The 12,887-nt window shown below is 38.5% G+C and carries 10 protein-coding genes; all 10 read right to left on the bottom strand.

All coding sequences use genetic code 11. The annotated features are described in order from the left end of the window. Positions 1-14: 14 nt before the first annotated feature. Positions 15-557, bottom strand: coding sequence for an SRPBCC family protein (locus DRF61_RS05205; protein WP_111955073.1), 543 nt, complete (start codon positions 555-557; stop codon positions 15-17). Between the two features lie 10 nt (positions 558-567). Further along, positions 568-867 (bottom strand): VOC family protein, encoded by a 300-nt coding sequence (locus DRF61_RS05200; RefSeq protein ID WP_373865961.1) that lies wholly within the window; start codon positions 865-867, stop codon positions 568-570. A gap of 78 nt (positions 868-945) precedes the next feature. Continuing rightward, positions 946-1,341, bottom strand: a complete 396-nt coding sequence (locus tag DRF61_RS05195) for a hypothetical protein (RefSeq protein WP_111954751.1) — start codon at positions 1,339-1,341, stop codon at positions 946-948. A gap of 2 nt (positions 1,342-1,343) precedes the next feature. Further along, a complete protein-coding gene (locus DRF61_RS05190) occupies positions 1,344-1,814 on the bottom strand; it encodes a hypothetical protein (protein ID WP_111954749.1) in 471 nt (156 codons plus the stop codon). Between the two features lie 12 nt (positions 1,815-1,826). Continuing rightward, positions 1,827-2,282 carry a DUF1569 domain-containing protein gene (locus DRF61_RS05185; protein WP_111954747.1) on the bottom strand — a complete coding sequence of 152 codons (456 nt, stop codon included), beginning with the start codon at positions 2,280-2,282 and terminating at the stop codon, positions 1,827-1,829. A 224-nt stretch (positions 2,283-2,506) separates the two neighbouring features. Beyond that, positions 2,507-3,691, bottom strand: a complete 1,185-nt coding sequence (locus DRF61_RS05180; RefSeq protein ID WP_111954745.1) for an ABC transporter permease — start codon at positions 3,689-3,691, stop codon at positions 2,507-2,509. Positions 3,692-3,693: 2 nt separating this feature from the next. Next, the gene (locus DRF61_RS05175; protein ID WP_111955071.1) at positions 3,694-4,650 is read right to left on the bottom strand and encodes an HlyD family secretion protein; all 957 of its coding nucleotides are present in this window, start codon (positions 4,648-4,650) and stop codon (positions 3,694-3,696) included. A gap of 17 nt (positions 4,651-4,667) precedes the next feature. After that, positions 4,668-6,077, bottom strand: a complete 1,410-nt coding sequence (locus tag DRF61_RS05170) for a TolC family protein (RefSeq protein ID WP_111954743.1) — start codon at positions 6,075-6,077, stop codon at positions 4,668-4,670. 369 nt (positions 6,078-6,446) lie between these two features. Further along, a complete protein-coding gene (gene eco / locus DRF61_RS05165; protein WP_111954741.1) occupies positions 6,447-6,935 on the bottom strand; it encodes a serine protease inhibitor ecotin in 489 nt (162 codons plus the stop codon). A 45-nt stretch (positions 6,936-6,980) separates the two neighbouring features. Beyond that, positions 6,981-12,872 carry an alpha-2-macroglobulin family protein gene (locus DRF61_RS05160; RefSeq protein ID WP_111954739.1) on the bottom strand — a complete coding sequence of 1,964 codons (5,892 nt, stop codon included), beginning with the start codon at positions 12,870-12,872 and terminating at the stop codon, positions 6,981-6,983. Positions 12,873-12,887: the final 15 nt, after the last annotated feature.

The following is a 12,887-nucleotide window of genomic DNA, read 5'->3' as shown; positions in this document are numbered from 1 at the left end:
TAATGAGTTTCTGTTTAAGGTTTTTCAGATAATTCTTTTAATCTCGAAAGTCCTTTCTGGTAATCTTTTCCAATAGCATCTTCCATATTCATAAACAATTTCATTACTGTGAAAGGATAAGGTATTTTTGAGGTAAATCCCCAGGTGGCTTTGCTTCCACTGCCTTCCGGAACAATTTTTACATAAGCATTGGCTTCACTTTCATACGGTGTTAAAAATTTAATCTCCGTATCTATTCTTTTGCCTGCTGCATCCACTTTTTTTACTTTCTGACATCCTTTTCCGGCAGCATCTTTTTCACTGTCCCAGCATACTTTTTCACCGGGTTGCCCTGTAGTTCCGGTCCAGTCTTTTTTCATAGCCGGATCCAGATCATTCCAGGGGCTCCACTGATCCATAGCTCTTAATGTATTGGTCTGCTGCCATACTTTTTCAACAGGCGCATTAATCGTTATTGATTTTTCATAGACACAGTCTCCTGAAACCAGAGCAGCCACTACCATCCATAAGATAAGAATAGAAGCCAGGACAAGGATAATTCTTTTTAATATTTTCATAATTTGGTTTTTATCTGTGTTGGTCAATTAAGATCATGTTTCCGTCCGGGTCTTTCAGGAAAATGTGTTCAGGGCCAGAAGTGGTTTCATCTGCTGTTTTTTCAAGCGTCACTTCATTTTCTTTTAAATGTTTCTGAATGTCACGTACATCATCAAAAGATTCCAGGTTCCGGGCATTTTCATCCCATCCAGGATTGAAGGTAAGCATATTTCCATCGAACATAGCCTGAAAAAGACCGATCAGGGTACTTCCATTCTTCATGATGAGATAATTCTGCTCCATACTTCCGCCCATAGCGGAGAAACCCAGTTTTTCATAAAAATCTTTAGACTTCTGAAGATCTTTTACACTTAAACTGATTGAAATGCTCCTAATTTCATATGTGTTTTATTTTTTTAAAGCCAATTTACTTCCTACCAATACCAATCCCCACACAAAAATTCCTAAGATCCAAAACCAAACCGGAGTAGGCAGGGAGAACATCATATATATAGTTATGAACAGGAAAATAACTCCACAGACTATGGCAGAAGTATGCTTTCCATTGTTAGCCACTTTTGAGGCTGTGAATCCTGAAACGAAAGCTGCCAGGGCATATCCGATGATTACAAAGAAAAGCGCCATAAAGGGAGCATGGGCAACATAATCTTTCATGGCTACCATATCACCACTTGCAGCTCCGGCAGGAGGCGGATACAGCTGATGTCCTATTTTTTCAATGATGGTAATGCAGATAATACCTGCAATGAGCCCAGCCGGAACGGCCAGTATTCTTCTTAACATGGTTATTGATTTTTTAAACGGGTTTTAAAGTCCAGTTTTCCGTCATAACTTTTCCAATCTCCAATTAATTCTATATACTGTCCTTCTATTTTTTCAGTTTTTTTATTCCACTTGAAGGTATAAATAAATTTACCTTTAAAAATACCGATATGCTTACCTGTGGGTTCTTCCGCCAGTTCATAATCTCCAAATACTACACCTTTTCTTTTGGTGTCCCTATATTTTGTAATGGTTATTTTACCTTCATATTTTGCATAGCTATCATTCACAAGAGAATAGCCGGAAATAAAGTATTCCTGGTCATTTTTCTTATTCTGTTCGGAAATATTAACCTTGATTTTCAGTTCCTGTCCGCGGTCTCCTATTGTTCCTGTATAAGGTTTGCTGTTGTTCAGCCAGACTGTTGAAATATCCGGCATCTGCCCCCATGCAAAATTGCAGGCAAGAATGAGGAACCATAAAAGTTTTTTCATAATGTGTAATGTTTAAACGCCAAATTGGGAAAGATGATGGTTCAGATGCTTGGCAAACATATTGTTCCATTGCTGCGAAGTTAATTTACCAAAAGAAAATGACTCTTTTCCATCGAAAGCTTCTGCCCCCAACTGCTGTGTTTTTTGGATAAAACCGATCAGCCTTTTCTTCTCTTCGTCAAAGTTTTTCCTTCCGGTAATTAAGAACTGGGGAGCTGTAGGGGAATCTCTTGGATAAGCCTTTTCTCCAACTACTTTAGGTTTTACAAAAGTCTTTAAAATAAATTTTGCAATGGAGCCCGGTTTTTTATGTTTTTCAGGTTCATATACCATTTCATAGGATACGCTGCAGTGGGCAAGCATCTGATCAACCGTCATTTTTCCCCACAAACCGTGGGTATCCTCTACCAGCTTATTTATCCTATCAATATAGTTCTGAGCATCTTTTGCATCAAATACATTTTCCATAATATGTCTAATTATCTGAAAGCAAATATATCAGTTTTTTCTTTTGATTTTACAGGATAATGAAAAAAACGGTGTCGTATTTTCGGAATGTGTTTTTTAAAATTCGGAATGTAGGTTTTAGCATAAGGTTGCCCGTTGTAAGCTGCTGGTTACGATGTCAATTGTTGAAAAAAGCTGTGGTTTAATAAATATTTTGACCTTATTCTCAAAAATTCTTATCCCTCTCAAACACTCTCAGCTTCCTTCTTTGCCGTATTTTTAAAAATAATCCAAAGCTTAATCTTTAAGGCAATCCAGCCAAGAACAGCATAAACCAGAAGTAGAATACTTAAATGCTTTAAATAGGGAAATGTAAGCTCTACAGAGCCTTTCTGGATCAGTAAAATTTTAAAGGCCTGCAGAAAGGGAGTCAGGGGAATAATGTTAGCAATGTATTGGACAAAAACAGGCATTGCGCTTAACGGCCATGTAAATCCGCTGATGATGAATGCCGGTGAGGCAATAACCATTAAAATCTGTGTTGCCTTCAAAGCATCCGGGATCAATATACTGATGAAAACGCCTAGAAACGAAGCGGAACCAACAAATACTGCAGTCAGAAGAATAAAATTAAGTATTCCTTCGGGCATCGGAACCCGGAAAATCATATGCATAAAGTAATAGACCCCGACAATAAGAATGGAGAAAACCCAGATCGGGATGACTTTGATCAGCATGGTCGGGAAAGCCCATTTTTTCATTTTAATGTATTCCTTTGCAAAGGAGCCTCTTTCAAACTCAGCAGCAAAACTTACCGCCATTGCCAGGAGAATAACCTGCTGAAGAACTACAGCCAGCATTGCGGGCCACATAAAGATCAGATAATTTCCTGTGGTGTTGAAAAGTGTGATATAGTTGGCTTTGAATGGCTCATATTGCGTTGCAGCCTTTGTAGCGGGCATTCCGGCTTTCTGCAAAGCTTTGATTGATGCTCCGGCAGAGAAAGTTCCTATGGTAAGCTGAAGTGCTTTGGACGCAAAATTGGCAGTAAGAACATTTCCTGTATTAACGTACACATTCAGTTCGGGATATTTTTTCTGGAGCATATCAGCTTCAAACCTTGACGGAATGATCACAACAGCCGCTGCTTCATGCCGGATTACCTCATCTTTTATGCTTAAAGGTTCCTGAGCATATTTAATGATGCTGATGCTTTTATTATCATCCAGCATATCGGTCAGCTGGCTGGACAAAGGCGTATTATCCCTATCAATAACAAGTACAGGAGTATTTTCTACTTTTCCGCTTTTATAGACAAAACCCAGCAATGTAGCATAAAATACCGGAGCCAGAAAAAATACGGTCCTCAGGGTAGAATTGCCGATAAAAAGCTTGAATTCCCGTTTTAAAAGCCGAAAAAATTCTTTCATGATTATTTCAGGATAACGTTAGCATTCACCAATATACTTTTAGCCTTATTCATGTCTGCAGGCTTTACTTTGATCTCGTAAACAGCATCCTGCAGCTGGTAATCAGGATAAGCAGTGGTAATATCCGCATATCTTGTAAGCTGTTTGATGTATACAACTGTTCCCGTGAGGATTTCCTTATTATAAACGACCTGCATACTGACCTCCTGCCCTTTCTTGTATCTGGCAATAGCACTTTCAGGAACTGTAAATCTGAAATAGGTGCTTTCGGGAATATATCCGTTAAACAATGCAAAACCAGCTGTGGCCAACTCACCTGTATTCAGGCTGATGGTTTCTATTTCCATATCATTGGTGGCAATAATATATCTTTCGGAATAGGCAACATTAGCTTCCTGAAGGGCACCTTTGGCCTGTGAGGCCTGTCCTGCCGCCATTTCCACTTTTTCGAAGCGGGTTCCTCTTTTTACATCATCCAGTTCAGCGACAACGGCATCATACTGCGCTTTAGCACCCTGAAGCTTGGCATATACCTCATCATATGCCTGAGGAGACATGAGACTGTCACGGTACATATTATTAGCTCTTTTAAAAGATTTTTGGGCAAATTCATACTGCTCCTTCAAGCCTTTATATTTAGCCTGAAGCTGCCTCAGCTGATCTGCCGTAGCTCCGTTTTTTGCCATCTGTTCCTGAGCTGTTGCAGCACTTACTGCTCCCTGAGCCTGTGCAATTTTTGCGGAAACCTCCGGGACATCAAGTAACGCAAGGGTATCTCCTTTTTTCACAGTCTGGCCTTCCGTTACATATATTTTGAGGATTCTTCCGGTGACTTTAGGTGCAAAAGAGATCACATCTTTTTTGGTCTTTCCTTCGGAATCATTCAGATTTTCTTTTTTTTCGCTGCAGCTCCCTACTAGAAAAAGAACAGCAAAGAGTATGAGTATATTTTTATGCATCATTTTAATGGTAAGGATTAATACAATTTAGTGATATCAAGCTCCTGAGTCGATCTCATCAGCTCTATTCCGGCTCTTCTCTGGTTGAAAAGGGCATTTTGGTATTCAAGCTCTGCAACCTCCAGATCATTTTCAGCATCAATAAGCTGTGAAGATTTGCTCATTCCGTATCTGAATTCTTTTTCAGCCTGAACCAGAGCATTTTTGGCCAATTCTTTTTCTTTGGCTTTTAAAGCAATCTGAGCAGTGGCAATATCATAGTTGGTCTGATTGTTAGCCAGATTCAGGGTTAATTTTTTTAAGGCATCCTCTTTTTTATTCTGCAGGACTTCTTTTCCGACTTTTGCGGTTTCTTCTGCGTGTTTTCCTTCTTTTCCGTCAAAGATCTCCCATTTAAAGCCCACTCCAGCCGTCAATAATGGAAGGATATTGATATTGGTAGGTCTCCAGTCCAGTTTTGCGCCTTCATAACCCAAGGCAGGAACTGCAGGAATTACATTTTCGGAAGTTTTGATACGGCTCCCGTAAAGCCCGATATAGTATGCAGAGGCCATCAGCTGTACTTTCGGGATCATCCAGGTTCTTTCAGCTTTTATTTTGTAATCTGCTGCTGTTATTCCATGTTCCAGGGCACGAACCTCAGCTCTTTCTTCTATCCCTTTTTCTGAAGATAAAAGTTCTACGGGAGAAAGCACAGGGTCAATCATTCTGAGACGTTCTTTACTGATACCTGTCAGAATATAAAGCTGGGTAAGAAGAAGCTCTTTTTTGCCTTCGTATTCCACCATTTTAGCATTCAAAGTGGCCTGTGCCAGTTCTATTTTTTTATGGTCGTATGGCGTAATCAGGCCATAACCGAGAGCTTTATCTGCTGTTTTCCGGTTAATTTCCAGTCTTTTTTTACTTTCATCCAATACTTTTTTAGACTGATGAATCAATGCCAGCTGATCGTATGCCTTGGAAATATTAGCCACCACATCATCTTTGGTTTTTTCAAGGAGAATATCTTCAGAAATTTTCTTTTCTTCATTGGCTTTTTTCAGGTATTTTACTTTTCCGCCTGAATAGAGAAGCATTTTGGCATCTGCTTTAGCAATTCCTGAAAAGCCTGAGACATTGAGATTATTATTGAAGCTTCCTTCGGGAATATTGATAAAAGGTGCAAGGTTAATTTCTGGCGACGTTAATCTTGTGGTCGCATTCAGATATCCTACCTGCCCGCTTACTTCCAGAGTGGGAAGAAAGATGTCTTTCAGTTTGTGTCCGTCAAGGTCTGTGAGTTTGTTCTGCGTTATCTGCATTTTGAGATCGGAATCCCGGACCATAGCGCTGTCTAAAAGTTCTTTAAAGTCCGGCGCAGACTGTGCCCAGCAAAAAGCAGGAAAAGCCAAAAAACTAAACGTAAAAATCAATAAATTGTTTTTCATGGTTTATGTTTACAACAAATATAATGCAAAAATTTGTTAAATACACGAAGATAATTCGTCAGTATAGTGAATTTAAAGTATGTTTAAAAAGCGTTTAGTTTTAATCCTCTATTTTTGATGATTATAACGGAGCCGTTTAAGTTTAATTTGAGGGATGTTTTAATTGAAAAAAGTTGAATTTTCTTTTATTCATGGGGATTTGCCTTTCTAATTTTATTAAAATTCTTTTTTTAAACCTTCACTCATCTTAATGGTTCAAAGCTTTCAACATATCTGCGATAAAAAGCTCTCGTTTACAGCATCATACCTGTTGTCACAAACAAAAACTCCCCACAAATGTGAGGAGTTGTTATTTAAAAATCATTCAGATTATCTCTGAACCGCTGATTTCATTTTAGCATCAGGACGTAAAATTCTGTAACGAACTTCAAGGTCTTTCGGCACGTAGAATACCAAAGGCAGCTTGCTGTTGTATCTTACGATTTCAGGCTTAAGCGTTACAAACTTCTTAGTTTTCTTCTGATCCGGGCAAGCCATTAATGTACCTCCTGCTTCACCGTTGGACTCTACTTCATAATAGTTGTAGCCCCAACCCTGAAGATCCTGTGTTTTCACTTCTCCCATCAGAAAATATTTATTACAGTCCAGCATCTTTTCAGCGCCTACAAAAAACTCAACTTTTAAATCGTTTTCGTTTTTTGCAACAGGCAGCTGAATATATACCTGCTTAAATCCTTCTTTAGCTTTTGGGAACATCTCAATTTCCAGCTTCTCAAACTTTTCTGCCTTCTTTTGTGCGAAAGCATTTACACCTGCAAACATAATCAGTCCCGTCATTAAAGTTTTTGAAAATCTCATCTTATTTTATTTTAAAAATTTTTACTACTTCCCTATAGCCAAAAATCATTCCAAAATCTGAACCTGGGTTCCTTTTGTATGGGCATTCATCTGCGGAGCATAGTAATTCTGCATCGTAGTAATCCCGTTGGAGAACTTACCGGCTGCATTGGATATAAGGTCATATTCAAAAACATATTTTCCTTTCGGCATGTACTGGATATAGAAATTCGTGGAAGCATCTTTGGTAGACTGATAATAACCTAAGCTGTTTTTCCACTGGTATCCTGACATCGCATCAGTTGGTTCAAATCCTGCTGCACGCATATCTTTAATATGAATAAATTCCATAGCTCTGTCTGTATTCAGGATCATTCTTACGGTTACTTTATCGCCTACTTTTAAAGGAGTGTCTGCTGAAATTTTCTGAAGTTCTTCTCCATTCACTGTTTTCACTTTTTTGTAAAGTTCCTTGGTGATAGAGATATAGTTTTCAGAAGATTTAATCTTGTCTAAATCTTCATAATACTGCCAGAATAATCCACCCTGAACAATTCCCGGACCCGGTTTGGTAACGGTAACAGTTCCTAAATTCTTATTTACTGCATCGGTTTTCACTGTTGATTTCACATAACCTGTAGCCTGGGTTTGTGGAACCAATTCTTTTCCACCCCAAACGATCGTTGCTTTATCACTTTCAGCGCTTGTCCATGATTTTCCTGAGTTTAAGATCGTAAAGATCACTTCTGAAGTTCCTCTTGAGCTTCCCCATGAATTCACTTCTTTCTGTGTGATCAGCCAGATCTTCATGTCTTCAATGAACTTCTGATCATTGGATTTTAATGTATTGAATGCTTCTAAAGCTCCTGCATGATTTACCACTTTAGATCCGAACCAACCCCAATCGTTAAGGTTCTGTTTCCAGTAAACGCCCTGAGTTTTGGTATCGGTAGAGGTTTCTTTCAGGTAGTTCATTAATTTATCTGAAACGTCTTTTAAGCCGTAATTATTCATCAGTAAAGCAGTACGGTGAAGTCCGAAGAAAGTGAAATCCGTGATTTTAGCCGTTTTTGCTTTCTGTTTTACCAGTGTTTTCAAAGAGGCTCCTTTTCCTTTAAGAGGATATTCTTTTTCCCAATAGTTTCGGGTATCAAGATAATCAATAGCCCAGTTGTTCCAGATATTATCCTTTTTCACATCCCAGTATTTGTCGATCTCGTTGTCTACATACTTAACCAGTTTGGTTACAAACTCTTTCTGTTCTGTTCCCTGATAATCTTTAGCATTATCTTTTAACCATTTGTTGATCTTACCCAGGTTTTTAAGGATGTACAGCGATGTTCCGTAAGAACTTGGATATCCGGGATACCATGAAAAGCCTCCATCAGGATTCTGAAGCTTTCTAAGATCATCCCAGTCCTGACTGATTGAATTTCTCATTGTATTGGCATCAAATAACAGAGCCAGTTTCTGCATCTGCTCGCCTTCGTTTTTACTTTCCAGCACCCAAGGAGTCTCTTCCAGTAAAAGCTGTTTCAGTTCCTGATTTTTTTCAAGATTTGAATTCAGGAGTCCTTTATTCTGATATTCTTCGAAAACAGTTTTCATTTTCGGATTGGCTTTGAATATCTCAGAAGCCAGTACATCTGCGAACCATTTGTTGAAGATCACATCAGCTGAGCTGTTCTGATCATTTTTCAGACTTGGTAATGCAAACATGATTTCCCAGATCGGATTGGTGGTCAGCTCCAGGGTATTGGAAACATTTGTGATGGTCGCAGAGTTTGTATTGGTAAGGTTATCCAGAACAAATGTCTTGGTTTCGCCTTCTTTCACAAACACAGGTACCGCATCTGTTACCAGCATTCTGTTCGGAAGTACAGCAACCGCCTGCTGCTCTCCATCTGAATAAGCTCCTGCTTTGGCCACCACTTTTAAAATGATAGAAGACACATTATTCGGAACTTTAAGCTTCCATGTTAATGCACTGTTTCCTTTTTCATTTAAATTAAAATTCTGCGTTCCTGCACTGATTCCAAATTTAGACGAAATATTCTCATTCGTAAAAGCATCCAGGATCTGAAGCTCTGCTGAACCGCTTAATTTTTTATCGGTAAGGTTAGAAAGTTTTGACTGAAGATTCAGCTCATCGCCTTCTCTTAGGAATCTCGGATAATTTGGTGTTACGGAGAATTCTTTCTGTGTCACTACCTGCTTTTCCAATACTGTTGCTCTGGCATCTTTGGTGTGAGTTAAGAACATTAGTTTCCATTTCGTTAATGCTTCCGGAGAGGTGAATTCAAAGCTTACATTTCCTTCTGCATCTGTTTTCAGATCGGGATAGAAGAATGCGGTTTCGTTCAGGTTTTGACGTACTGGAACTTTTTCCAGGTTTTCTTTTGAACCTTCTTTATCTAAGGTTTGATCAGCCTCAGTATCCTGCACTCCTGCAGCACTCACTTTCATCGCACTTGCTTTCGCTAATACAACTTCACGGGCACTGCCATCTCTTGCGATAGGTGATGGAGGTGGTGCATATGCCGGAGCTTTCACCCCTTCCTGATTAGTTACACCCGTTGTTGTTTCTATTTGAGTATACATTTGATATATATCACCATCGAACCAGTTAAAGTTCGGTATCTCCACATATTTTCCATTGTAATATTTCAGCCTTTTCTGATAGTATTGCTGAAGCAGATACTGTCTGATATCGTAAGATGTAATAATAGAATATGGCGTATATAAATTCTGCCAGCTAAAACTATTCACAGCAAACTGATCCAGTGACATATCGTACATATTGGCCAATACTTCAGCATTGACTTTTTCTTTATCGTTTCCTGAAACTTTCACCGTCCATTTTTCCTTTGAGTTCGGCTCCAGCTTATCTCTGAAAGTAACGGTTTCAATTTTTAAAGGCTGCTCAGTATTTTTTATTTTTAAAGTAACAGTTTGGGTCTGCACATCATTGAATGCCGCAATCTGGAACTGGATATTCAGTGCTGTCACGCCCTTGTCTTTCGGAATATCTGTTGTGTACTCTAAAACTCCGTTTTTCAGCTGATGAACCTGTGAAACCGTTTTCCCTGATCCGTCCTGAATAAATACATTCACCAGTGCATCGGGAATTGCAGAATACACATATACTTTAGCCCTCTCTCCTCTTGAAAATTCATTTTTAGGTTCAATAACCGTCAGGAAGGTTTTTTGTGAAGGTTTTAAAGTTCCTTTATCCCAGATACTAAAATTCTGAGAAGATTTTATCGTGTCTTTTCCTTCGATATTATACAGTTCTAGCTGGTAATCTCCTGCTTCCAGTTTTCCAAGGTCTAATTCTGTAGAAGGCTGCTGTTGTTTTTCAGAAAGTACTTTCTCTGTTTTCCAATTTTTCGTTTCGTCATTTTTATCAAACAGGTCGTGCGGAAATTTGCTGATGAATTCTTCTTTGGAGTATTTTGGAAGATTCTGAACTTCTGCAGCAAAGTTATCCCTGAAAATCCTGTTCGGTACCGCCAGTTTTGACAGTTTTACGTTGTATGATTTTTTAAGATCCTGCTCATTGTAATTCAGGGTTTCTACTTTCAATTTTACATTTTCATCACTGAATGTATTCTTGATTCCCTCAGCTTTAATATAGTGAGAAACTGAAGCTACTTTCAACTGTGTATTTGCAGACTGGGTTTCCCCATTAATATCCGTTACCGAAGCATTGATTTCATAGTTATCAATCTGGATTCCTTCCAGTTTTTCATCTTTTTTAAGATCAAGACGGATCACAAATTCTCCTTTCTCATTGGTTTTAGCTTCTCCAAGAATGGAATTTTCATTATCGTCACCCTGAGGGTACCACCAGAAATACCTCCACCTGATATTGTGCTTCCTGATCTCGTAGTTAACGGTTGTATTACTAAGAGCTACTCCTGAGAACATAGTTGCTTTTCCTTTCAACTCTATGGTTTGTCCGTATTTGTATTCTTCTTTTACAGGATCAAAAGTCACTTCAAATTTCGGTCTCTTGTATTCTTCAACTCTGATGTCTTTATACCCTTGGGATCCTTCGTCTGTTCTCAGGTAAAAAACTCCATTCAGCTGACCTTTAGGAAGGATAAAGCTTCCATGGTAAGAACCGAATTCATTGGTTGAAAAATTCTGAGAAGAAACTTCCTGACTGTTGGCATCCAGAAGTGTGATTTTCTGTTTTAAACCTGAAATTACAGCTTCTGTTTCTTTATCTATCTTAGTATTGATTACTTTGAAATAAACAGTTTGTCCCGGTCTGTAGATCGCTCTGTCTGTAAAGATCTGTGCCAGGGTGCGGGTCTGCTTGTTTGGGTTATAATCTTCTGCATTTCCGTTATTTCCATACACCTGCATAATCTGGAAATCGTTGGTCTTTGGCTGGCGGATCAGGAAAGTTCTGTAATATTCTTTGCTGTCCGTGGAAGGGAATTTGAAAACGCCGTTAGCATCAGTTTTTCCGTCAACTTTATTTAAAGTTTTATTAGCAACAAATTCATAGAAAGTAAGATTTTCATTCGCTGCAGGTTTACCGTTTTCACTATTGACCAGCTTCAGTGTATTAGAAAGCTGGTTTCTGTCTGTTTTTGTCTGGTAAATTATTCTGTTTCCGGAAACCAAGAAGTAGAAATTCTGTCTTGAATCACTGTCTTTCACCTCAGATCCTGCAACAGCATATTCCACAACGTAAATTCCAGAAGGCAAAGGTTTGATCTCCAATGAAGTTTTATGAACCTGATAGTCTTTGGAATCGCCAAGTTGAAAGGTTTCTTTCCTTACCAGACTTTTTTTAACCTTTCCAAAGGTATTATTGTAAGAATTCTGTACATACTGCATTAATGTTGTAAAATCTTCTTTTACTTCATAGATATTCAGTGAAAATTCTGCCACGTTTTTATGGTCCGCTACAAAATGGATCGGTACATTATTTTGAGTCTGCTGCTCATATTTAATGGTAAGAAACGGATTGGTAATCTGGTTTTCTTTATTTTTTATGTTCTCGATGAATGAAGATTTCGGATACTGATTCTTGGCCTGGGCTGCAATGGCCAAAGCTTCTTTATCTTTCTTTTTAGCAATAAGTTCATTCATAACATCTTCCATAATGAGCACTTTATAATCTCCTTCTGTATCAGACTTTAAAAGGCTCTGAAGCTGTTCAAGCTTATCTTTACACTGACTGTAGTTACAGTTTTCAGTAAGTTTTTCCCTCATAAAAAACAGCTTGGGATTTCCGCTGTTCTGCGCAATCAGTTCATCAAAAGTAGCATTGATCTGTGTTCTGTTCTCAGTAAGTTCATTTTTAGTAAAAAGTCCATTTTCAGACAGGAAACCGATCTTTTTCATAGAATACCATTCAAGTAAAGTCGGGAAATAAGTGATATCCTTGACCTCTGTAAAAATATTTTTGTACTTCACCAGAGCAATTTTCTTCATATCCGGTTTCTGCTGATCAAGAGTCTGATAGCTTTTTGTCAGATAATTTTTGAAATCCAGTTTGCTCCAGGTTTCTATTTGAGACAGATCCTGAGAATTGACATTCGTTCGCCCCTGTATTTCCCAAGAATTCTGGTTGTAATAATCCATAAAGAATCCGTTCAGAAGAACGTCGTACACGAGTCTTTCTTCGCCTTTAAGCTTAGTTTGGGCATCTTTAAGTTTGGTGAAAAACTGAGAGGCTGCATCATTTTTATCGTCATCTGTGGTGAGATTCACAATACTGAATTCTGCCTTCAGGGAACGGATAAGCTGGATCGCATTATTTTCTTTCATTGCGTGGTTTTGGATGTCTAAAATAATGGGTAGATTAGATTTATAAGCACCTTTGGTACTATTTTCACCGACTTTCTTCCATTGGTCGTCATAATATTTCTGTGCGGAGACCGCCGAAAAGCTCAGCATTAGAAGCAAAAGCATAAAAATCTTGGAAAATCTTTTCATAAATGTTATTTTTGA

The sequence above is a fragment of the Chryseobacterium lathyri genome, assembly GCF_003290185.1.
In the GTDB taxonomy this organism is placed as follows: domain Bacteria; phylum Bacteroidota; class Bacteroidia; order Flavobacteriales; family Weeksellaceae; genus Chryseobacterium; species Chryseobacterium lathyri.
Note: the sequence above shows the minus strand (reverse complement) of the source record. Positions and strands in the feature narration are given on the sequence as shown.